The sequence below is a fragment of the Mesorhizobium sp. WSM4819 genome (assembly GCF_055811215.1).
The window spans coordinates 30,811-53,067 of sequence record NZ_JBVVQO010000031.1 but is presented as its reverse complement, the minus strand read 5'-3'; the positions used below and the strand labels follow the sequence as shown (position 1 = coordinate 53,067).

Below are 22,257 nucleotides of genomic sequence, written 5' to 3'. Positions count from 1 at the left end.
TCCGGCGCCGCATGAGGCGGTTCGAGGCTCAGCGGGATGATGGGGATGATCGCTGCGGCAAGCGCCGCCGCGACCATCCCGATCGCGGTTTTATTTTCCGGACAGGATGTCGTCGTAGACCTGTGCGGTGTCCTTTTCGTAGAGCGCGCCGGTGATCACGTCGAAGCCGGGCGGAATGCCGCTCGCGGCCATGTTGGCGATCGAAAGCGCCACATAGCTGGTCGCCTGCGGATCCTGCCACTGCGCGGCATTGACGTAGCCGGTCAGCACCTCCTGGGTGGTGTCGAGCGAGTTGCCCCAGCCGACGACCGGGATTTCGCCCGGCTTGATGCCGGCCTGGTCGAACACCCGCTTGATCGAGCCGGTCACCAGGTCGCCGAGACCGATGATCGCCTTGACCTTGGCCCTGTTGGCGGTGAGATAATCGACCATGCGGTTGATTGCTTCGGCCTGGTCGAGCGTGGCTTCGGTGATTTCATAGGTGATGCCGAGCGGCTCGAAGACGCTCTTGATGCCCTCTTCTTCCTGGACGCCGTAGGTGGCGCCGGGGATTTCAACCGGCATCCAGACAAAATCGCCCTTCTTCACCAGGCCCTTGTCGACCAGATACTGAGCCCAGTTTTTGCCGAAGGTGACGTTGTCGCCGCCGACATAGGCGTTGAAGTCCGCCTTCGGATCGGGCGTGTTGAAGTTGATGATCGGGATGTTTGCCGCTCGTGCCTCCTTGACGAGCTCGATAAGGCTGCCCGGGTCGGGGCTGGTGGTGGTGATGCCGTCGGCCTTCGCCGCGATGGCGGCGCGAACAGCCTCCTGCTGGGACGACACGTCGCCATTGTGGAACGAGGTGTTGACGGTGTTGCCGGTGTCCGTCGCCCATTGCTTGGCGCCGGCGAGGAAGTAGGTCCAGACCGGATCGGCCGGGCCGCCATGCGAAATCCAGTAGAAGGTCTTGGCCTGTGCCGCCGCCGGAATCGCCAGCGCCACGATCAAGCCGAATACAAATAGTCGTAGCCTCGTCAGCATTTGATTTCCTCCCATTTTGAAAACGTCCTCCAGCTCCGGCGACGATCACGGCAAGCCTGACCGTATTCTTGCCAGCGGCGATCTGGATGCATCAGAGCATCCGCTTTTTCGATCAATGGCAAGCCTCCATTTGCCAGTGGTAGTTGGCGCACGACGATGCGCCATCAGCCATCCCATCAGATCGCATCAGTTTGGCTGATATCTTTTGCGGCAAGCGGTACGCGGCGCCGAAGACGAGGGCGCAGGCGGGACGGAAGCTAGATGAGGTCGGCCCTGGCAAGGTCGCGCAAGAGATGGCTGGCGCCGTAGGTCCAGTGGGGACAGTCGGGCGACAGCCGCACCCGGTTGATCAGGGCGCCGAATTTCTCCGATGAGATGGTGACGATGTCGCCGACCTTGTGCGTGAAGCCCTTGCCCTTTTCGCCGCGATCCTTCGACGGCACGAACATGGTGCCGAGGTAGAGCGCCAGCCCGTCGGGGTACTGGTGATGCGGGCCCATGGCGGCGGCGACCAGTTCTTCGGGCGAGCGGCTGATCTCGGCCATCGAACTGGCGCCCTCCAGCGAGAAACCATCCTCGCCCTCGACCTTCAGCCGCACGGTGGCCTGCTTCACGTCACCGATGGAAAAGGTATCGTCGAACAGCCGGATGAACGGGCCGAGCGCGGCCGAGGCGTTGTTGTCCTTGGCCTTGCCGAGCAACAGCGCCGAGCGCCCTTCGACGTCGCGCAGATTGACGTCGTTGCCGAGCGTGGCACCGACGATTTTGCCGCTGCCGGCGGCGATCATGGCGATCTCCGGCTCCGGATTGTTCCAGGTGGAGACCGGATGCAGGCCGACATCGGCGCCGAAGCCGACCGACGCCATCGGCTGGCATTTGGTGAAGATTTCGGCATCGGGGCCGATGCCCACTTCCAGATATTGCGACCAGGCGCCGCGCTGGATCAGCTTGGTCTTGATCTCTATCGCCTCCGGCGAGCCTGGCTTGAGCTTCGACAGATCGTGGCCGATCAGCCCGGCAATGTCGGCGCGAATGGCGTCGGCTTTTTCCGCGGAGCCGCGCGCCTGCTCCTCGATGACCCGTTCGAGCAGGCTGACGACGAAGGTGACGCCCGATGCCTTGACCGCCTGCAGGTCGACCGGAGAGAGCAGGTACGGCTTTTGCGGATCGCGCGCGGCCTGGAAACTGTTGGCGGCGATTGCATCGAGCGATCCGATCGGTTCGCCCGCGGCGGCGTGGACGTAGCCTGCTGGATCCGGCATCTCGCAGATGTCGCGCACGGTTGGTGCCATGCTGGAGGTGATGTCGAAGACCGTGCCGCCACGTACCGTGACCACCAGCGGATGCGATGCTTCGCTCGTCCAGGCGCGGCCGATGAAGAGGCCCTCGTCGGGCAGGAGGGTGGCGTTCGTCATGGCTTGCGGTCCTCTGCTGTCTTGTTCTGCGTCGCTGCGGACCAATGGTTCATCAAAAGCCTGGCCGCGGCGGCGGCACTTTCAACAAATTCCCGCCAAAGGTCTATCCCGTTCCTAGCGGTCGAGCCCTGCGCTGAATTTCGCATCGGCGGACGCCATCCTCTTCAATCCCTTGATGCCGAGATCAAAGGCTCTTTCAAAATAATGAAATCGTCACTAGGATTTTCATTTGACGAAGACATTTCAGGTGACCCTTGCCCCTACCGTTTTCCGATCCGCTCTGGCAGAAGCCGCCGGCGGCCCCTGCGTTCCGGTCGCTTTTTCCCGGCCGCCAGCGTGCCGATGTCGTCATTGTCGGTGGCGGGATTCTCGGTCTGTCGACAGCCTTGCATGCAGCCCGGTTCGGCCTTGCCGTGCAGGTGCTGGAAGCCGGCGAAATCGGCCAAGGCGCATCGGGCCTGAATGGCGGTCAGGTCATCCCTGGCCTGAAATATGATCCGGAATGGCTGCTGGAGCATTTTGGCCTCGAACGCGGCGAGATCCTCGTCAATTTTGCCGCCTCAACGGCGGACGCCGTCTTCGAATTGATCCGCGACGAGAATCTGGCGGTGCCGTTCGTCCGCAACGGCTGGATCCAGGCAGCGCACACCGAGACGGCGCTGAAGGCGGCGGCGAACAGGGACCGGCAGTGGCGGAACCGTGGCGCCGATGTCCGGCTTCTGAGCCAGACCGAGATCGCCGCGTTGACTGGCGCGCAGGGCTATCTCGGTGGCTGGCTCGACCGCCGCGCCGGCGTGATTGATCCGCTTGCCTACACGTCGGAACTGGCACGGATCGCCTCGGCCGCGGGCGTGAAGATCGCCGAACATCAGAAGGTGATGCGCCTCGACAAGGCCGGCATTTGGCGCATCTCGACGGAGGGCGGCGCCGAATTGCAGGCCAAAGCGGTCATTCTGGCGACGAACGCCTATACCGGCGACCTGCTCCCTGGTCTCGCCGAAACGTTCGTTCCGCTGCACTCCTTCCAGATCGCGACAGCACCGCTGCCATCCGATCTGGCGGCCGGGATTTTACCGGAAGGGCAAGCAGTATCGGACTCACGTCGCATCCTCGTTTATTACCGCAAGAGTGCCGACGGGCGGCTGGTGCTCGGCGGGCGCGGCCGAATGGCGCTGCCGACCAGCGAATGTGATTGGGCGCATCTCGAGCGCGCGCTGCTCCGGCTGTATCCGGCGCTATCCGAAGTCGCAATCGAAAAGCGCTGGTTTGGCCGGGTGGCGATGACGCCGGATCACCTCCCGCATATCCACGAGCCCCAGCAGGGCCTGATGGCCGTGGTCGGCTGCCAGGGCCGTGGCGTCGGCCTGATGACCGCGCTTGGCGAGCGCATTGCTGGCTATCTGGCGAGCGGCGACGCCGGGCAATTGCCGTTCCCGGTCTCGCCGATCCGGCCGATCCCATTCCACGTCTTTCGGCAGGTCGGCGTCGCCGCGACGATCGCCTGGTATCGTATGCTGGATGCATTCGAGCGCTGATTTTATGCCGATGCAGGAATCAGCTTGACAGTTTCACGATTCTGAAAAATTCTTAAGTGATTTCAAATTTCGATGGGCAACCCCGATGTCGACCATCGTTGCAAGGCAGCCGCTGCCGGAGTCCCGGTCCTCGACGGGTTTCCGGTTGGCCATGCTGCTGCCGGGCGGGCTGGTCACCTTCTTCCTGATCCTGTTTGCCCTCGGCCTCGTGGTTTTCCTCGCCCTTCGCGGTAATGACGGTTCGCTGCTGGGCGCCGGTTTCACTTTTGCGAATTTCGTCACCGTGGCATCCGACCCGCTGTACTGGACGGTAACGCTGCGCTCGCTGGCCATTGCCGGCCTGGTGACGCTGGCGACGGTCGTCACCGCCTATCCCGTCGCCTACTACCTGGCCTTCCATGCCGGACGGCGGCGCGGGCTGCTGCTGTTTCTGGTGACGCTGCCGTTCTGGACCAGCTATCTGTTGCGCGTTTTCGCTTGGAAGATCGTGCTTGCCTACAATGGCGTGCTGAACTCGGCGCTCGTCGAAAGCGGCATCTGGTCCGAACCGACACTGGCGTTTCTCAACACGCCGACCGCCGTCGTCGTCACGCTGGCTCACGCCTATGCGCCGTTCGCCATCCTGCCCATCTATGTGGCACTGGACACGATCCCGAAATCGCTGCTCGAAGCTGCTTCCGATCTCGGTGCCAGACCGTTCACCAGCTTCCGCCGCGTCGTGCTGCCGAATTCGATGCCGGGCGTGCTGGCGGCGGCTCTCGTCGTCTTCGTGCCGACGGTCGGTGATTATGTCACTCCGGCGCTGGTCGGCGGCCCTGCCAGCACCATGATCGGCTCGCTGATCCAGGCCCAGTTCGGCAAGGCAAACGACTGGCCGTTCGGCGCAGCACTCGCCGTTGCCGTCATGCTGGTCATCCTTGCCGTGGTGCTGGTCGTGCGTTCCGCCGACCGCAGGTTTGGCAGCCGCACATGAGCGCCGCGCGCATAGACGCAAAGCAAGGTGGCCGCTGGCTCGGCGCCTACGTGCTTGTCTATCTGGTATTCCTCTATTTGCCGATCTCGCTGATCCCGCTGTTTTCCTTCAACGATTCGATCCAGGCGGCGTTTCCGCTGCAAGGCTTCACGTTTGAATGGTACACGACGCTGTCCGGCAATTCGGCGCTATCCGGCGCGCTTGCCAACAGCCTCGTCATCGGTGCAATTGCCGCCACCGGTGCCACGCTCTGCGGCATCACCGTGTCCTACATGGATCTTTTTGGCCGTTCGCCGCTTGCCTTCACGATCAGCGCTATCGCGCGGCTGCCGATCCTGATCCCCGGCGTCATCGTCGGCATCTCGCTGCTGATCCTGGTCAACCTCATTGGCTTCGGTCCGTCACGCACCGCCATCGTGCTCGGCCACATATTGGTGGCGCTGCCGACGACGGTGGTGATCATGAAAAGCCGCTTCGCCGCTATACCCAAGACCATCCATGAGGCGGCACTCGATCTCGGCGCCTCCGACTGGACGACATTCAGGCGGGTCATGCTGCCGCTCAGCCTGCCCGCCATTGTATCAGCGTTCATGCTGGCCTTCCTGACCTCCTTCGACGAGTTCATCGTCGCCTTCTTCCTCGCCGGCACCGAACCGACCTTGCCGCTTTATATCTGGAGCCAGCTGCGTTTCCCGAAATCGCTGCCGACCGTCATGGCGCTGGGCACGGCCATCCTGGCCGTGTCCTTCGTCATCGCGGCAATTGCCGAAATCCTGCGCCATCGCGGGCTCGCCGCCGCTCAGCGGCCGGTGCCCGCCAACCTGTCCAAACCAGAAGAAACCGAAAGAGGAGAACTGCAATGGCATTCGACCTGAAATCGATAAATCGCAAGACAGTCCAAGCCGGATTGGCAGCCTTCGCGCTGGCGTTTTCGTCGACCGTCGCGGTTGCGGCCGACAAGCTGCAATATTTCACCTGGTCGGGCTACGAACTTCCCGACTTCAACAAGAGCTTCCTCGCCGCACACCCCGATGGCGTCGAGGCCTCGATGTTCGGCGACGACGATGACGCCTTCACCAAGGTCAAGGCCGGTTTCCGTCCTGACGTCGCGCATCCCTGCTACGACAAGGTGGCGCGCTGGAACAAGGAAGGCCTGCTGCAGCCGATCGACACCAAGCGCATCAAAAACTGGGATTCGATCTTTCCGGTTTTCAAGAACCTGCCCGACCTGCAGGCCGGCGACGGCAAAGTCTGGATGGTGCCGTGGGACTGGGGCAACACCTCGATCCTTTACCGCACCGATCTGGTGAAGAACCCGGAGCCAAGCTGGAACCTTTTGTGGGACAAGCAATATGCCGGGCGCATGGCGACGATCGATGCCGTCCACGACACGCCGGTGGTGGCGGCGCTTCTCGCCGGTGTCAATCCGTTCGACATGACGCCGGAACAGATGGAAAAGGTGGCTGAAAAACTGCGCGAGCAGCGCCCGCTGCTCTCCAACTACACCACGGACATGACCTCGGTCGAACAGGCGCTGGCGAGCGGCCAGCTGGTCGCCGCCATGACCTGGAACGCGTCGGCCACCTCGCTGAAGAAGCAGGGCGTGCCGGTCGAGTTCATGAAGCCTAGGGAAGGCATGCTGACCTGGTCGTGCGGCTTCGTCATGCTCAAGGACGCCAAGAACGTCGACCTCGCCTATGATTTCATCAACAGCCGGCTGGAGACGGATTCGGGAAAATACCTGATTCAGACCTATGGTTACGGCAGCTCAAACAGCTCGGCCTTCGCCGCGGTGCCGAAGGAGGAACTGGAAAAGCTGCAACTGCCGTCCGATCCGGAAGTGATGCTGAAGACTACCGTCTTCACCGGGCCGATGAAACAGAATGACGAACTCGCCAAGATGTTCGAGAAGGTCAAGGCAGGCGGCTGAGTTCGCTCTTCCTTCTCCCCTTGTGGGAGAAGGTGGATCGGCGCGTAGCGTCGAGACGGTAGAGGGGTGCTGGACAGAATGCGGGGTTTGCCAAGCTGGAACACCCCTCATCCGTCCGAGCGGCGCCTGTCCTCGGGCTTGCCGGAGGCAAGACCCGTGGGCTCGGCCACCTTCTCCCACAGGGGGAGAAGGGAAAGTGCTGGCGAACGAGGAAATATGCATGGATATACTGGACCAAGCGGCTGAAAAGCCGAAAGACGACGCCGATGTGCGGGTCGGCCGGCGCGTGCGGGCGCTTAGGCTGGAACGCAGTCTTTCGCTGGCCGATCTCGCCGCCAAGGCCGGCGTTTCGATCGGGGCGCTCAGCCAGATCGAGCGCGGCTTGTCCTCGCTTCGCGTCAAGGTGATCTGGCCGCTCGCCGCCGCTCTCGACATCGAGCCGTCGGCGCTGATCGCTGACGGCAACCATGCCGTCAGCGATCTCTATTGCGTGCGCGCCAACAGTCGGCGCCAGATCCCGGTGAAGTCGGAAGGCATTGCCAAGGCGCTGCTGTCGCCGCCGGCCGCTACGCTCACCGGCATGCTGGTGACGGTAGAAGCCGGTGGCGGCACCGTCGAAGCCTACGCCCATCCCGGCCACGAATTCGGTTTCATCTTGTCGGGCGAAGTCGAACTCGTGATCGATTCAACCACCTACGGGCTGAAGACCGGCGACAGCTTCGCCTTCAAAAGCACCTTGCTGCATGCCTTCCGCAATCCGGGCACCGAGCGCTGCCAGATCCTCTGGGTCAACACGACCAAAGCGTCCGAGGTCCGCGATGGCGCCTGATCCTCTCGTCCGGCTGGATGCGGTATCGAAGATTTTCCCCGGCGGCATCGTCGGTCTCGACGCCGTCGATCTCGACATCGCCCGCGGCGAGTTCCTTACCTTGCTCGGCCCATCTGGCTGCGGCAAGACCACTAGCCTGCGGGTGATCGCAGGATTTGAAAGCCCATCCAACGGACGGGTGCTGCTCGACGGCCGTGACATCACTTCGTTGCGGCCGTTCGACCGTCCCGTCAACACCGTGTTCCAGGACTATGCGTTGTTTCCGCACATGGACGTCGCCGAAAACGTCGGCTTCGGCCTGTCGCTGCGCAAGCTTTCCGGGGCAGAACAGGCAAAGCGCGTCGGCGAAGCGCTCGACATGGTTGGCCTTGCCGAGAAGCTCGGCGCCCGCGTGTCCGAATTGTCGGGCGGCCAGCGTCAGCGCGTCGCGCTTGCCCGTGCGATTGTCTGCGAACCACGTGTGCTGTTGCTCGACGAGCCGCTGTCGGCGCTCGATGCGCATCTGCGCGAACAGATGCAGGTCGAATTGAAGCGGCTGCAGTCGCGGCTCGGCACCACCTTCGTCATGGTCACCCACGACCAGACCGAGGCGCTGTCGATCTCCGACCGTATCGTCGTCATGAACAAGGGCCGCATCGAGCAGATCGCACCGCCGGCCACGCTCTACGACCGGCCCGCCACAAAATTCGTCGCCAGCTTCATCGGCACGATGAACCTGCTGCAGTCGCGCTTTGTCGGCCGTGACGGCGATCGATTGCGTTTCAGCGCCGGCGCCCTGCCGCTCGAAGCCACGTCGGAAACCGGCGAAGCGCCGGGAGAAGGCGCGGTGCGAACCATCGGTGTGCGTCCGGAGGATCTTTTGGCCACGACCGAAGCAGCGATCGGCACCGCGCCGGTGCGGGTGAGCAGCATCGTCTTTCACGGCCGCACCTTGCGCCTGCACGCCGAATTGGGGCAGGGGATACCAGTGGTGATCGATGCGCCACGCCGGGCGGAAGGTTTTCAATTCAGCGTCGGCGATGTGGCGCATATCAGCCTGCGCCGGGGCGCTAACTGCCCTATGCTGCCCATCTGACCCTATCCTTCCAGAAAACCGGAGCACCACCCATGAGCAATCACTTGAACTTCTTCATCGACGGCAAATGGGTCGCGCCGGTGGTGCCGGCGACGCTGGATGTGATCGATCCGTCCACCGAAGAGGCCTACACCAAAATCTCCGTCGGCTCGAAGGCCGATGTGGATCGCGCCGTGGCGGCGGCGAAGGCGGCCTTTCCGGCCTTTTCGCAAACCAGCAAGGCCGAGCGCCTGAAGCTGCTGAAGCGCATCCTCGAAGTCTACAACGAGCGCTACGAGGACATCGCCCAGGCTGTCAGCCAGGAGATGGGCGCGCCGATCACCTGGGCGCGCGAGGCGCAGGCATGGGCGGGCAGGGCGCATATGGAGTCCACCATCAAGGCGCTGGAGGATTACGAATTCAGCGAGAAGCGCGGCGCCACCATGGTGGTCAAGGAGCCGATCGGCGTCTGCGCGCTGATCACACCGTGGAACTGGCCGCTCAACCAGATCGTCTGCAAGGTGGCGCCGGCGATCGCCGCCGGCTGCACGGTCGTGCTGAAGCCTTCCGAGATCGCGCCGATCAGCGGCATCGTCTTTTCGGAGGTGATGGAGGCGGCCGGCACGCCGAAGGGGGTCTACAACATGGTCAACGGCACCGGTCCGGATGTCGGACAGGTCATGGCCGGACATCCCGATGTCGACATGGTTTCCTTCACCGGCTCGACCCGGGCCGGCATCATCGTCGCCAAGTCGGCGGCTGAGACGGTCAAGCGCGTGGCGCAGGAACTCGGCGGCAAATCGCCCAACATCGTGCTTGCCGATGCCGATTTCGAGAAGGCCGTGCGCAAGGGCGTCAACGCCTGTTTCGGCAACAGCGGCCAGTCCTGCGATGCGCCGACGCGCATGCTGGTGCCGGCCGCCCGCCACGATGAGGCGCTGCTGATCGCCAAGAAGGCGGCCGAGGCGCACAAGGTCGGCGATCCGCGCTCGGAAGACACCAGGCTCGGGCCGGTGGTCAGCAACATCCAGTTCGACAAGATCCAGCGGCTGATCGAGGCCGGCATCGCCGAGGGTGCAACGCTGGTCACCGGCGGTCCCGGCCGGCCGGAGCATCTTAATCGCGGTTATTACGTGCGGCCGACCGTCTTCGGCCACGTCACGCCGGGCATGACCATCGAGCGGGAAGAAATTTTTGGGCCGGTGCTTTCGGTCATCTCCTATGATGACGACGATGACGCGGTGAAAATCGCCAACGACACCGTCTATGGCCTCGCCGCCTATGTGCAATCAGGGGATATAGACCACGCGCGCAAAGTCGCCGGCCGCCTGCGCGCCGGACAGGTCTCGATCAACTATCCGGAGTGGGACACCTTCGCGCCGTTCGGCGGCTACAAGCAATCCGGCAACGGCCGCGAATATGCCGACTGGGCGATCCACGATTTCCTCGAGATCAAGGGCATCATCGGCTACGGCGCGTAGGGCTTAACCCGAACAGCGCCGCGCATCCAAGAAGGTCGCTGTAGCGGGTCATCTGAGCTATTCGGCGGCTTCGCGGACAGGGATCAGGCGCCGCTCAACCTGCTGGAGATGCAGGCGCATCGCTGCCGCCGCGCCGCCGAGGTCACGCTCGGCGATCGCCTCGACGATCCGTTCATGGTCGGCGAAGCTGTGATGGTCTGCCGGAGGGCGGGCGCCTTCTGAACGGAGACGTCCCCAGACCACGGTGCGGCGCACGGCGTTCAGCACGTCGAACAGGCCGAGCAGCACATTGTTGCGGCTCGCCTGCGCAATCTGCCGGTGGAGCAGATTGTCGACATTCTCATACTGCCGCCACGTGACGGCCTCCCGCGTCTGCACCAGCGATTGCCGCATCGCGGCGATATCCGAAAGCGTGGCGTGCAGCGCCGCTTCGCGCGCAATTTCGGGCTCGAGGATGAGGCGCGCGCGCATCACGTCGGCCGGATTGGTGCGCCCGGCGATTTCCGAAATGCCGATCGTCTCCTCGACCGGCCCGCTGCCGACGAAGGTGCCCCTCCCGACGTGACGCCAGATGCGGCCGTCCTTCTCGAGCACCGCCAGCGCCTTGCGCAGATCGCCGCGCGATACGCCGAGGCTGTCCGACAGTTCCCGCTCGGCAGGCAGCCGCGTCTCACCGGCATGATCCATCTGGGCAAGATAGGCCTGCAGCTGAACCAGGGCGGCGTGGCCGCCATTACCGGGATCGTCCATCAATTTAACCAATCCGCACATGATTTGCCTCTGTCGGTGTTAAAACGATTAGCTCAAACCGTCAACTGCCGAGTTTCTGGGCACACCCGTTCGATACGGTGCAATTTCTCCTTGACCAATCGGCTCCATAGTCTTAACCAATCACGGAAATGGTTACAAAAAACGGGAGGAATGACAATGGCCGGCGTGTCCAGACGTACCATCCTTGCCACCGCTTTCGCCGCGGTCCTGGCATGTGCAGCGCCCTTGTCGGCCGCAAATGCGGGCGACATGCGCATCGCATTCGGCGACCTTCCGGGCATCGAATCCATCCAGACGCTCGCCGCGATAGAGCGCGCCAGGGAACGCGGCGTGAATGTCGAGCTCATTGTTCTCAATGACGAGGATCTGGCTGCCCAGGCCATTGTCGGCGGCCAGGCCGATGTCGGCATCGGCGCGCCCTATACGTTGATCCAGAAGGTGGGCGTGCCGATCCGCATTTTCGCGCAGATATCGACGCTGCGCTTCTTTCCCGTCGTCAACAGCGAATTCTACAAGGAATGGAAGGATCTCGACGGGCAGGAGGTCGCCGTCCAGGCGCGCGGCTCCGGAACCGAGGCGGTCATGCTGCTGATGGCGAAAAACCACGGCATCAAGCTCGGCAACATCAGCTATGTCCCGGGTTCCGAGGTTCGCCGCAATGCGCTGCTCCAGGGGACCATCAAGGCGTCGATCGTCGATGCCGCCAACAGGCGCGCGCTCGAGGCCGAAGCGCCCGGCAAGTTCATCGTTCTGCCGGTCGAGGATCTCGGCGCCTCTGACGAAGCGCTTTTCGCGACCGCGGACTATCTGAAGAACAACGCCGCCGACGTCGACATCCTGGTCGAGGAACTGATGAAGACCGCGCGCGAGATCACCGCGAGCCCGGCGGTCGCCGTCGAGCTTCGCAACAAATACAAACTGCTGCCGGATCTCGGCGCTGAAGCCGACAGCGAAATCACCGAATACTACAAGGAAACCGCGGAAGCCGGCAGTCTTGCGCTGAACGGCGGCGGAGCCGATGCGGCCAAGGACGACTTTGCCTTCTTCAGCCTTGCCGGCCAGATCGAAGGCGATCCCGCCAGCCTTAAGGTCGAGGACTTCTGGGATGTCTCCGCAATCGACCGCGCCGTCGCCAAGCTCGGCAAGAAATAGGCGGCCTGCCGGATGGCCGCAAGCATCAGAACCGACGGGGAGGCTGCCGGCCTCGCTCCTCTTTCCAATCGCAGCGCAACGGGCGCATCGTGGGACCAGCCGGTCCTGCTTAGGCTGGTGTCGATCGCCCTGTTCGCGGGAATCTGGGAGGTGGCTGGGCGCATTCCGGTCAGCTTCGCCTTCCCGACTTTTTCCGATACGGTCGTCGCGTTCTTCGGACTGCTCGCCGACGGCAGCCTGGCGACCGCCTATCTTTCGACGCTGCAGCCGCTGGTGCTTGGCGTTGTCCTGTCGGCGTTCCTGGGTGTCGGCCTCGGCACGATCTGTGGCCTCTGGCGCACCGGCGAATGGCTGGTGATCCCTGTGTTCATCGTGCTTCAGGCAGCGCCCGTCGCCGCCTTCATTCCGATGGTCACGTTCGTCTACGGAATAGGCATGACCGCCAAGACGCTCGCCGTCATGATCCTCGCGCTGCCGGTCATCGTGCTCAACACCTACAAGGCCGTGCACAACGTCAACGAGTCGCTGCTGGTCATGTGCCGATCCTTCCTCGGCACCCGCTGGCAGACCGTCGCAAAGATCATTCTGCCGGACGCCAGCCCGGTGATTTTTGCCGGCTTGCGCCTTGGAGTCGCTGCTGGCTTCGTCGGCGTGGTGCTCGCCGAACTGCTGATCACCCCGACCGGCATCGGCGACCTCATCACCTTCCACCGCTCGCGCGCCGACTACGCCGAGATGTACGCAACAATCGCCTCGATCATTGCGCTTTCCACCCTGACGCTCGTCTTTCTGCAGTGGGTGGAAGTCCGCGTTTTCAGGCCCGAGAGCAGAGGTGCTTAAGATGGGCGCGACCGCATTGCGAAATGGACCGTCGCCGGTTCCCGCACCGATCGATTCAATCGTGGAAGTGAGGGGAATCTCCAAGACCTACGGCAATGTCGAGGCGCTGCGCGGCATCGACCTCTACTTTCCCAGGGGCAAGCTGACCAGCCTTCTCGGACCCAGCGGTTGCGGAAAGACGACGCTGCTGAAGATCATAGCGGGGCTGATACGGGCCGATGGCGGTACCGTCGCGATCAACGGCAAGCACGTCACAGCCCCTGGCCCCGAACGCGCTTTCGTATTCCAGGACTTTGCGCTGATGCCGTGGGCGACGGTGACACGCAACGTGGCCTTCGGACTGGAGTTGCGCGGCACCAACAAGGCCGAGCGCGAGGAGATCGCCCGACGCTACATCGCCGAGGTGGGGCTCGCCGGATTCGAGGACAAATATCCGCATCAGCTGTCGGGCGGCATGCGCCAGCGCGTCGGCCTGGCGCGCGCCTTGTCGGTCGATGCCGACGTCCTGCTGCTCGATGAACCGTTTTCGGCGGTCGACGAGCAGAACCGGCGGAAATTCCAGGAAGACCTGATCCGGCTGCGCACCAACCAAAACAAGACTTTCATCTTCGTGACGCACTCGATCGAGGAAGCGGTCTACATCTCCGACCGCATCGTTTTGCTGTCGCCGAGACCCGGCCGGGTTTCGCAGATCATCGAACCGGAAATCGATCGCTCCGGCGACCCCGAGCGCATCCATCGCGACAGGCACTATCTCGATACTGTCGAGGAGATCTGGCAGGGGCTGAAGCAGTATGTGGAGTGACCGGCCGTGACCTTGTTTGGCTACCGTGTGCCAATGATGGCGTCCCTGCTGGTCTGGTGCGTCGTATGGGAAATCGTCGGCCGGCTCGACCTTGTCTTTCTGCTGCCGCCGTTTAGCGACGTGCTGGTTGCAGCGGTCAGCCTGGTGCAGACGCCGTCCTGGCAGAGCGCGACAGTCACGACCCTTCGCGCCTTCGCGACGGGCATGGCCCTGTCGATCGTGGTCGGCGTGCCATTGGGTATCCTGATGGGACGCGTCAAGATCGCCGACGACCTGCTCGGCATGTGGGTCAACATCTTTTCAAGCGCACCGCTCTCGGCGATCGTCCCGGTGCTGATGATCCTGTTCGGCTTCGGCGAGAAGACGATCGTTGCGGCGGTGTTCCTGTTTGCGATCTGGATCATCGTTCTCGACACCCGCGCCGGGGTCCGCCATATCTCGCCGTCGCTGATCGAGATGGCGCGTTCCTACGGCGCCTCGCGCCCGGCGCTCTATAGCAAGATCATCCTGTGGGCGGCCCTTCCGGAAATCCTTGCCGGCATTCGCCTCGGCCTCATACGCGGCGTCAAGGGCGTCGTCATCGGCCAGTTGCTCGTCGCCATCGTCGGCTACGGTGCACTGTTCGAAACCTTCTCGCGAAATTTCCGCATGGCCGAATTCTGGGCCTTGACCATCATCCTTTTTGCCTTCGCCCTGCTGATCGCCGAACTGATCGAACGGTCCGAAGCCAAGGTCGAATACTACGCAGGAGCAAGACAGTGAACATGCACGGCACGACTTCAAGCTATGTCATCGAACCAACCGCAATCCCGAGCATCCCGGTGGCGGGAACCGACAAGATGTTTCCGGTGCACCGGGTCTATTGCGTCGGGCGGAACTATGCCGCGCATGCCGTCGAGATGGGACACGACCCCGACAGGGAGCCGCCATTCTTCTTCCAGAAGAACCCCGACAACCTCGATACGACAGGAGAATTTCCGTACCCTCCGGCCTCCAACGATGTTCATCACGAGATCGAAATGGTCGTGGCGCTGAAGAGCGGCGGTACCGACATCCCGGTCGAAAAGGCTCTGGACTGCGTGTTCGGTTATGGCGTAGGTCTCGATATGACGCGGCGCGACCTGCAAGGGAAGGCGAAGGACATGGGCCGTCCATGGGAGGTCGGCAAGGCCTTCGAGGCATCGGCGCCATGCACGCCATTGGTTCCGGCAAGCTCGACCGGCCATCCCAGCCAGGGCGCGATCTGGCTGGACGTCAATGGTCAGCGAAAGCAGACCGGCGACCTCAACCAGATGATTTGGAAGGTTCCGGAAATGATCAGCTATCTGTCAGGTCTGTTCACGCTGAAGCCGGGGGACATCATTCTTTCCGGCACGCCGGCGGGCGTCGGCGCGGTCGTGCGCGGTGATGTTCTTCGTGGTCATATCGATGGCGTCGGCGACCTAGAGGTTCGCGTTGTCTGAAGCGGCCTTGATCATTGAGCGGCTTGCCGCCGGAGTCGACGATGCGCCGGCGATTTCGGCACCCGACAGGATCACGCTCACGCATGGCGGACTGCGCCGCCTGATCTCCGAGACGGCAGCGCAATTGCATGCACTGGGCCTCGGCCGTGGCGACCGGGTGGCCATCGTGCTGCCGAACGGGCCGGAGATGGCGACGGCCTTTGTCGCGGTGGCGGCGGCGGCGTCGACGGCCCCGCTCAATCCGGCCTACCGGGCCGACGAGCTCGATTTCTATCTCTCAGACATCGGCGCCAAGGCGATCCTCGTCGCCGAAGACGAAAGCGGCCCGGCGGTGACCGTGGCCGAGCGCCTCGGCATAGCGGTGCTCAGGCTCACAGCACTGCGTGACGCGCCAGCCGGCAGTTTTGAGATCAAGGGCAAACCGGTTGGTCCGTCTGTTTCGCCGGGCCTGGCTGAAGACGGCGACATCGCGCTGTTGCTGCACACGTCCGGCACCACGTCACGACCCAAGCTGGTGCCGCTCAGCCACGCCAATCTCGCCGCCTCGGCCGCCCATATCGGCGCGACGCTCGGCCTGACGGCCGGCGATCGTTGCCTCAACATCATGCCGCTCTTCCACATCCATGGGTTGATCGCGGCGGTGCTGTCCGCGCTCGCCGCCGGCGGCAGCGTCTTCTGCACGCCGGGTTTCAACGCGCTGCGCTTCTTCCATTGGCTGGGCGAGGCGCGGCCGAGCTGGTACACGGCGGTGCCGACCATGCATCAGGCGATACTGCCGCGCGCAACGCGCAATGCCGAGGCGCTGGCCGCAGCGTCGCTTCGCTTCATCCGCTCGTCCTCGGCATCGCTGCCGCCGCAAGTGATGGCCGAGCTTGAGGCGACCTTCGGCTGTCCGGTGATCGAATCCTACGGCATGACCGAGGCCGCGCACCAGATGGCTTCGAACCGGCTGCCGCCGGGCCTGCGCAAGCCGGGCAGCGTCGGCGCCGCGGCCGGACCGGAGGTGGCGGTGATGGCGCCGGACGGGCAATTGCTGCAGCCCGGTGACACCGGCGAGATCGTCATTCGCGGACCTAATGTCACCGCGGGCTACGAGAACAATCCGGACGCCAATGCCACGGCTTTTGCACATGGCTGGTTTCATACCGGCGACCAGGGCGTGCTCGACGACGATTTTTATCTGCGCGTCACCGGCCGGCTCAAGGAAATCATCAACCGCGGCGGCGAGAAGATCTCGCCGCTCGAGGTCGACGACGTGCTGATGGACCATCCGGCGGTGGCGCAGGTCGTCACCTTCGCCACGCCGCACGACAAGCTCGGTGAAGAGGTCGCGGCTGCGATCGTGCTGCGCGAGGGCATGACCGCGACAGAAGCCGACATCCGCAGCTTTGCCGCGACACGGCTTGCCGACTTCAAGGTGCCGCGCATTGTCCTGATCCTGGACGAAATCCCGAAGGGCGCGACCGGCAAGCTGCAGCGCATCGGCCTCGCGACCAAACTCGGTCTTGCCAAACCTGGGCTGGGATAATGCGGATCAGCATTTTTGGCGCTGGCGCGATCGGCGGCTACCTCGCGGCCAAACTTGCCATGGCCGGGCGCGTCGATCTGTCGATCGTGGCGCGCGGCGCGCATCTTGACGCGATCAGGGCAAACGGGCTTCGCCTGATCGAAGACGGTCATGAAGCCGTCGCCTCGGTCAGGGCCGCCGCGCAGGCGCAGGAGCTAGGCGTCCAGGACTATGTCGTGCTGGCGCTCAAGGCCCATTCGGTCGCGCCAGCGCTCGACCAGATCGCGCCGCTGCTGGGCGAGGGAACGGCCGTCGTCACCATGCAGAATGGCGTGCCGTGGTGGTATTTCCACAGGATCGGCGGGCCGCTCGAAGGCACGCGGTTGCAAGCGGTGGATCCCGGCGGGGTGATCTGGGACCGGCTTGGGCCGGATCGCGTCATCGGCTCGGTCGTCTATCCCGCGGCCGAGGTGGATGCGCCCGGCCTGGTCCGCCATATCGAGGGAAAGCGGTTCTCGCTCGGCGAGCCCTCGGGCGAGAAGAGCGAGCGTGTCACGCGGCTTGCCGAGGAGATGGTTGCGGCGGGGCTGCAGACGCCGGTTCGCGACGACATCCGTAGCGAGATCTGGGTGAAGCTGTGGGGCAATCTCTGCTTCAACCCGATTTCCGCGCTGACCGGCAGCACGCTTGCGGCAATCGCTGCCGACGAGGCCACCCGCACGCTTGCCCGCACCATGATGCTGGAGGCGCAGGCGATCGGCGAAAGCCTCGGCGTTCGTTTCCCGATCTCGGTCGACCGCCGCATCAAGGGTGCCGGCGACGTTGGCGAGCACAAGACCTCGATGCTGCAGGATCTGGAGCGTGGCCGGCCGATGGAGATCGATGCGCTGGTGACGGCGGTCCAGGAACTCGGCCGGCTGACCGGCCAGCCGACGCCGACCATCGACAGCGTGCTGGCGCTGGTGCGCCGCCTCGCCATCGAGCGCGGCTGCTATTGATGCAAGACAGGAGTCGTCAGGCGCTCGCCTTTAGGAGGCAGGCGGAACGCCCTTGTGAAGAAAGCAGCGTCACGGCCTTTTTGTCAAAGGAAACGAAGACTTCCCCGCCCAGCCAGCGACCATCATAGGCAATCACACCATCAGCAAAATCACCACCAGCATCAAGGACCGCCAGGCCAGCTTCAGCTGCTGGCCGATTGATCACGACATTTTCCGTGTTCAGCAGGGCACGAATCGCGGCGGAAATGTCTTCACCGGCGGTCTTGTATTGGCGCGCCAGGACCCACGTGAATTCACAAAGGGACTGTAAGCTTACCGCCACGATTTCAGCACTTGCCAGCAGCTCGACAGCTGCACTCGCCTGCTTGGCATCGTCAGCCACATAGGCGCGGAGCAGGACATTCGTATCGGCCGTGATCTTCATTCCTTGCCGGCCCCGGCGGCCGCACCAGCCTCGGCAATCGCCTCATTGATTTCCTCAATGGTGAGGACTTGGCCATTCGTCTTACCTTTCAGGAAGCCATGAAGGTCCCGGAACGATCCCTTAGGCTGCGATGCCTTTAGCTCTGCCCGGCCCCCCGGTAGCAGATCGAGTTCGATTTTTTCTCCCGGCTGGATGCCGAGGTGTTGGAGCACTTCTTTGCGAAAAGTGACCTGCCCCCGCGCCGTTACGGTCAGTGTCGTCATGGCAGAATCTCCTGAGTTGAATAGATAAACATAATGCGAAAGTGCATTACATTCAAGCACCGGGCCGGCCGGCTCGATCTCTACTTGACTCTCCAGTTTGTTCCTGTTTTGTTCCACGCTTCGCGCATCAAAAGTGCTTTAGTTAGGGGCCAGCACGCCAATTCATCCTGACATAGGCTGTCAGCTATCGAGCGGACCGCCAGTGGCAGGTTAGCAAACGGTTCCCTACTTGGAACGCGTCTGAACAGGAGGAACACGCATGACTACGGCGGAAATTGCCAAGGATTTCACAGATCTGCTCAAGCAGGGTCAGAACGATGTTGCGGCTGAGAAGTACAATGCCGACGACATCGTCAGCTACGAAGCGATGGAAGGGCCGATGGCCATCTGCAACGGCAAGGAAGCCGTGAGGCAGAAGGGCCAGTGGTGGGAAGAGAACAACGAAGTTCATGACGGCTCGGTCGAGGGCCCATATGTCAACGGCGACCAGTTCGCAGTGCGCTTCAAGTTTGACATAACGCCCAAGGCTACAGGCGAGCGCGTCAGCATGGATGAGGTTGGTCTGTACACGGTCAAGAACGGCAAAATTGCCGAAGAGCGCTTCTACTATTGAGGCCGGAACCGGATTTCGGAAGCTCTGTCACTCGCTGCATCGTTGGTGATCAGGCATGGCGGCCAGGACGATGCCCTGGCCGCCATGTGAGCAAGCTCAAATCCCCTTCACATATGGTCGCTGGCAATGCTTGAACGGTGGTTTTACGGTGCGGCAGATTCGATGAGCGACCAGCCGAGGGCCAAAATATTGACGATCACCATGTACGGCATCACCAATTGCGATACGATCAAAAAGGCGCGCATCTGGCTGGAAAGCCACGATGTCGCCTATCGTTTTCACGACTACAGGGTCGAGGGGCTGGAGGCGGATAGGCTCGACGGCTGGTCCGGCAAGGTCGGCTGGGAAATCCTGCTCAACAAGTCGAGCACGACGTTTCGCGAACTGTCGGACACGGACAGGCTGAGCCTCGACGAGAGGAAGGCCAAGGCGCTGATGCTGGCCAAACCGACGATGATCAAGCGGCCGATCCTCGATCTTGGCGATCGTATCCTCGTCGGCTTCAAGCCTGATGTCTATCAGCAGGCGCTGGGCGGGTTGAAGTAGCCGGACGGGATGCTTTTCACGCTCCAGCTCGCCAGGCGAATCGGGTCGCGGAAAAGACCTTGGCCTGCCTGGCCGAGAGCGCGTCCCACGCTGCGCGGCAGCCGGGGTCCGGCTCGATTGTCTCGGCGATGCTCGTCATCGCATCCGCAGCCTCGGCAAAACCCTCGAACCATCCGATGCCGACCGCCGCGCTGATCGCTGCACCGAGCGACGAGGCTTCGGCATTGTGACCCTTATGGATCGCGATCCCGGTTGCGTCCGCGATCATCTTTGTCCAAAGCCTGCTGTTGGCGCCGCCGCCGATCGCCACCATTTGCGCCGGCGAAAGACCATGGCTGCGCATCTCTTCGAGAGCCCGGGCGGTTTGCAGCGTCATTGCCTCGAGCCCTGCACGATAAAAATGACCGAGCGTGTGCGAGGGGTGCATGCCGATGAAGCTGGCGCGTGCGCTCGGATCCCAGTGCGGGTCCATGCAACCGACGAGGGTGGTGCCGGCGAGAAGCCCGTCCGAGCCGATCGGCACGGCCGCCGCTTCCCTTTCAAGGCGGTCGAAGATCGCCGGATCGGAGCGCCCGCCGGCAAACATGTCGACGAACCAGTTGACGAAATAGACACCCGCCCGCTGCACGGCCTCGAGGAAATAGCCATCGCCTGTCGGCGAGGTCATGGTGCGCCAGAAGGCGCCGACCACCGGTTCCCGCGACCAGATTCCCGCAATGATCGCGGTGCCGAGATTGAGATAGACGACGCCGTCGCGCATGGCATTGACGCCGAGCCCGGCGCATTGCCCATCGCCACCGGCGGCAATCACCGGGGTTCCTTCGGCGAGGCCGGTTGCGGCGGCTGCGGCGGCATGAACGGTCCCGACTCGCGTGCCGGACCGCACCGCATCGGGAAGTTGCGACGGTTTGATGCCGAGATGATCGAGGATCGGCTGCGACCATGCCTTGCGCGAGATGTCGAAGAGACCGAACGGATCGGCGCTGGTCCAGCTCGCGCTTGGCGTTCCCGTCAGTCTCAGCGTCAGATAGCCATGCACGTCGAGGATTTTGTTCGCCTGGTCCAACCGTTCCGGCTCGTTCTCGCGCAGCCATTTCAGGCGATAGACGACCGGCGTCACGTCGATCGGCTTGCCGGTGATCTGGTGCAGCCGCTCACGGCCGATCTCCGCCGCGAAACGGTCGACCAGCCCGGCGGCGCGTTCGTCGAGCCACAGGCTGGCGGGTCCGATCGGCGCGCCGGCGCCGTCGATGAGGGCAACGGTCTCGCGCTGGTTGGAGATCGCGATCCCGGCGATGCGTGTCGCGTCGACCGCGTCGACAAGCTGTCGCAGCGCCGCTGTTGCGGCCCGCCACCAGTCGGTGACCTCCTGCTCGACATAGTCCGGCCTCGGCTTCATCAGTTCGAGCGGCGCCCGGCCTTCCGCCACGGCTCGTCCGTCCCGGCTCCAGGCAATCGCCTTGCAGGATTGGGTGGAACTGTCGAGGCCGACGACAAGAGGTCCGTCGCTGCTGCCCATGATTGTCCTCCCGAGACGATGAGTTCCACCGGTGCTGGTTGGTACAAGTGCCGGTTATTCCAAGAGACTGTTCGCGGTGGCCATGTCGGTGACAAAATGTGTCGCATATCCGCCGCCGAGCCCGGCCCTGATCGCCGCCATCTTGCGGGCGCCACCGGCGGCGCAGATGCGGACCGGCACCGCTTTCAATTCATCGAGCGTGATGCCGACGGTGCGTCCGTCGAGCGGTGTTGCGAAAGGGGCTCCTTGGGCGTCGATGAACCGCCCGATGATGACGCCGAGCGCGCCCTGCTCGATCATGCCGGCAAGTGCGGCGGCATCCGATATCCCGGCTCGGGCATAGGTGCTCTCCGGCCCGATATCGCCGATCCCGAAGATGACTTTGCCGGCGGCATGGATCATGCGGAACTGGTTGACGAGCATCGGCTCCTGCATGAGTTGGTCGTGCAGTTCGTCGGTGGAGACGATCGCCGGGGCAAGCAGGTTTATGCAGCGGGCGCCGAGCCGGTTGGCCATCAGCGAGGTGCAGAATTCCGGCGAGAAATCGCTGGTGCCGATCGAGCTTCCCGAGAGCTGGACGACGGTGAGGTTCCGATCATGCCGTAGTCGGGGGATCGAGCGGGCGGCAGCGAGCACCGTTTTTCCCCAGGCAACGCCGATCGTATCGCCCGGATCGACCATCGACGCCAGCAGCCGTCCTGCCGCTTCGCCGATGCGGCGGTCGGCATGGTTTGGATCGAGGTCGGGGATAACCGCCGCGCCGCGAAGCCCGTATTTTTCCATGAGACGCCGCGAGGTGAAGGTGCGGGCAAAAGCGTCGTGGTCGACCTGCACGGCGACAAGTCCGCTTTCGCGCGCCTCCTGCAGATAGTGCACCACGCTCGCCCTGGAGACGTTCATGACCTTGGCCACGTCGCTCTGGTTGAGCTGGTCGACATAGTAGAGCCAGGCAGCCCACGCCACCGCGCTGTCGAATTCGGGCGGCAGTGCCGAGAGCCCAGATGGTCGGACTACGTCGATGTCGGCGTTGGCATTCATGTCCCTTTTTCCGCAGGTTTGCAGAACGAAGTCAAGCGTCGCGGGCAAATGCTTGACAAAAGACAGTGATAGGTGACT

At 63.3% G+C, this 22,257-nt stretch carries 23 protein-coding genes; 16 read left to right on the top strand and 7 right to left on the bottom strand.

The annotated features are described in order from the left end of the window. Nucleotides 1-90 precede the first annotated feature (90 nt). Nucleotides 91-1,023: a substrate-binding domain-containing protein gene (locus AC0L18_RS23985; protein ID WP_027152256.1), complete on the bottom strand. Its 933-nt coding sequence runs from the start codon at nucleotides 1,021-1,023 to the stop codon at nucleotides 91-93. Between the two features lie 257 nt (nucleotides 1,024-1,280). After that, the gene (locus AC0L18_RS23980) at nucleotides 1,281-2,438 is read right to left on the bottom strand and encodes a fumarylacetoacetate hydrolase family protein (protein ID WP_473494443.1); all 1,158 of its coding nucleotides are present in this window, start codon (nucleotides 2,436-2,438) and stop codon (nucleotides 1,281-1,283) included. A gap of 254 nt (nucleotides 2,439-2,692) precedes the next feature. On the opposite strand from AC0L18_RS23980, the gene AC0L18_RS23975 reads away from it, so the two are divergent. The 7 genes from AC0L18_RS23975 (at nucleotide 2,693) to AC0L18_RS23945 (ending at nucleotide 10,240) form a co-directional block, all read left to right on the top strand. After that, nucleotides 2,693-3,973, top strand: coding sequence for an NAD(P)/FAD-dependent oxidoreductase (locus AC0L18_RS23975; protein WP_473494442.1), 1,281 nt, complete (start codon nucleotides 2,693-2,695; stop codon nucleotides 3,971-3,973). 85 nt (nucleotides 3,974-4,058) lie between these two features. Beyond that, nucleotides 4,059-4,946, top strand: coding sequence for an ABC transporter permease (locus tag AC0L18_RS23970; protein ID WP_473494441.1), 888 nt, complete (start codon nucleotides 4,059-4,061; stop codon nucleotides 4,944-4,946). Further along, nucleotides 4,943-5,821: an ABC transporter permease gene (locus tag AC0L18_RS23965; RefSeq protein ID WP_473494440.1), complete on the top strand. Its 879-nt coding sequence runs from the start codon at nucleotides 4,943-4,945 to the stop codon at nucleotides 5,819-5,821. The genes AC0L18_RS23970 and AC0L18_RS23965 overlap by 4 nt, the downstream gene beginning before the upstream one ends. Further along, nucleotides 5,806-6,876, top strand: coding sequence for an ABC transporter substrate-binding protein (locus tag AC0L18_RS23960; protein WP_473494439.1), 1,071 nt, complete (start codon nucleotides 5,806-5,808; stop codon nucleotides 6,874-6,876). Before AC0L18_RS23965 ends, AC0L18_RS23960 begins: the two co-directional genes overlap by 16 nt. Nucleotides 6,877-7,096: 220 nt before the next feature. Then, the gene (locus tag AC0L18_RS23955) at nucleotides 7,097-7,705 is read left to right on the top strand and encodes a cupin domain-containing protein (RefSeq protein WP_473494438.1); all 609 of its coding nucleotides are present in this window, start codon (nucleotides 7,097-7,099) and stop codon (nucleotides 7,703-7,705) included. Continuing rightward, on the top strand, nucleotides 7,695-8,780 hold the full coding sequence (locus tag AC0L18_RS23950) for an ABC transporter ATP-binding protein (RefSeq protein WP_473494437.1): 1,086 nt from the start codon (nucleotides 7,695-7,697) through the stop codon (nucleotides 8,778-8,780). Before AC0L18_RS23955 ends, AC0L18_RS23950 begins: the two co-directional genes overlap by 11 nt. A gap of 32 nt (nucleotides 8,781-8,812) precedes the next feature. Further along, nucleotides 8,813-10,240, top strand: coding sequence for an aldehyde dehydrogenase family protein (locus AC0L18_RS23945; RefSeq protein WP_473494436.1), 1,428 nt, complete (start codon nucleotides 8,813-8,815; stop codon nucleotides 10,238-10,240). Between the two features lie 57 nt (nucleotides 10,241-10,297). Here AC0L18_RS23945 and AC0L18_RS23940 read toward each other — a convergent pair whose 3' ends face one another. Further along, a complete protein-coding gene (locus AC0L18_RS23940; protein ID WP_473494469.1) occupies nucleotides 10,298-10,990 on the bottom strand; it encodes a FadR/GntR family transcriptional regulator in 693 nt (230 codons plus the stop codon). A 177-nt stretch (nucleotides 10,991-11,167) separates the two neighbouring features. Here AC0L18_RS23940 and AC0L18_RS23935 point away from each other — a divergent pair, with 177 nt between their 5' ends. From AC0L18_RS23935 to AC0L18_RS23905, 7 genes are read left to right on the top strand one after another with little or no spacing between them, the layout of a single operon-like run. After that, on the top strand, nucleotides 11,168-12,163 hold the full coding sequence (locus AC0L18_RS23935; protein ID WP_473494435.1) for an ABC transporter substrate-binding protein: 996 nt from the start codon (nucleotides 11,168-11,170) through the stop codon (nucleotides 12,161-12,163). A 12-nt stretch (nucleotides 12,164-12,175) separates the two neighbouring features. Continuing rightward, complete coding sequence (locus AC0L18_RS23930) at nucleotides 12,176-13,003, top strand: ABC transporter permease (RefSeq protein WP_473494434.1); 828 nt, start codon at nucleotides 12,176-12,178, stop codon at nucleotides 13,001-13,003. Nucleotide 13,004: 1 nt separating this feature from the next. After that, complete coding sequence (locus AC0L18_RS23925) at nucleotides 13,005-13,808, top strand: ABC transporter ATP-binding protein (protein ID WP_473494433.1); 804 nt, start codon at nucleotides 13,005-13,007, stop codon at nucleotides 13,806-13,808. Between the two features lie 6 nt (nucleotides 13,809-13,814). After that, nucleotides 13,815-14,570, top strand: coding sequence for an ABC transporter permease (locus AC0L18_RS23920; RefSeq protein WP_473494432.1), 756 nt, complete (start codon nucleotides 13,815-13,817; stop codon nucleotides 14,568-14,570). Nucleotides 14,571-14,572: 2 nt separating this feature from the next. Beyond that, entirely contained in the window at nucleotides 14,573-15,271 is a 699-nt protein-coding gene (locus AC0L18_RS23915) for a fumarylacetoacetate hydrolase family protein (protein ID WP_473494468.1), read from the top strand. Beyond that, entirely contained in the window at nucleotides 15,264-16,799 is a 1,536-nt protein-coding gene (locus AC0L18_RS23910) for an acyl--CoA ligase (protein WP_473494431.1), read from the top strand. Before AC0L18_RS23915 ends, AC0L18_RS23910 begins: the two co-directional genes overlap by 8 nt. Then, nucleotides 16,799-17,776 carry a 2-dehydropantoate 2-reductase gene (locus tag AC0L18_RS23905; RefSeq protein WP_473494430.1) on the top strand — a complete coding sequence of 326 codons (978 nt, stop codon included), beginning with the start codon at nucleotides 16,799-16,801 and terminating at the stop codon, nucleotides 17,774-17,776. Before AC0L18_RS23910 ends, AC0L18_RS23905 begins: the two co-directional genes overlap by 1 nt. 16 nt (nucleotides 17,777-17,792) lie before the next feature. On the opposite strand, the gene AC0L18_RS23900 is transcribed toward AC0L18_RS23905, so the two are convergent. Together AC0L18_RS23900 and AC0L18_RS23895 are read right to left on the bottom strand one after the other, a co-directional pair. After that, on the bottom strand, nucleotides 17,793-18,200 hold the full coding sequence (locus AC0L18_RS23900) for a type II toxin-antitoxin system VapC family toxin (RefSeq protein WP_473494429.1): 408 nt from the start codon (nucleotides 18,198-18,200) through the stop codon (nucleotides 17,793-17,795). Beyond that, entirely contained in the window at nucleotides 18,197-18,463 is a 267-nt protein-coding gene (locus AC0L18_RS23895; protein WP_473494428.1) for an AbrB/MazE/SpoVT family DNA-binding domain-containing protein, read from the bottom strand. The genes AC0L18_RS23900 and AC0L18_RS23895 overlap by 4 nt, the downstream gene beginning before the upstream one ends. Before the next feature lie 259 nt (nucleotides 18,464-18,722). Between AC0L18_RS23895 and AC0L18_RS23890 the strand changes: the two genes are divergently transcribed. Next, on the top strand, nucleotides 18,723-19,076 hold the full coding sequence (locus AC0L18_RS23890) for a SnoaL-like domain-containing protein (protein ID WP_473494427.1): 354 nt from the start codon (nucleotides 18,723-18,725) through the stop codon (nucleotides 19,074-19,076). 189 nt (nucleotides 19,077-19,265) lie between these two features. Further along, complete coding sequence (locus AC0L18_RS23885; RefSeq protein WP_473494467.1) at nucleotides 19,266-19,622, top strand: ArsC family reductase; 357 nt, start codon at nucleotides 19,266-19,268, stop codon at nucleotides 19,620-19,622. Nucleotides 19,623-19,638: 16 nt separating this feature from the next. Here AC0L18_RS23885 and AC0L18_RS23880 read toward each other — a convergent pair whose 3' ends face one another. Both AC0L18_RS23880 and AC0L18_RS23875 read right to left on the bottom strand, forming a co-directional pair. Continuing rightward, the gene (locus tag AC0L18_RS23880) at nucleotides 19,639-21,141 is read right to left on the bottom strand and encodes a xylulokinase (protein WP_473494426.1); all 1,503 of its coding nucleotides are present in this window, start codon (nucleotides 21,139-21,141) and stop codon (nucleotides 19,639-19,641) included. 54 nt (nucleotides 21,142-21,195) lie between these two features. Further along, entirely contained in the window at nucleotides 21,196-22,179 is a 984-nt protein-coding gene (locus AC0L18_RS23875) for a sugar-binding transcriptional regulator (protein WP_473494425.1), read from the bottom strand. Nucleotides 22,180-22,257: the final 78 nt, after the last annotated feature.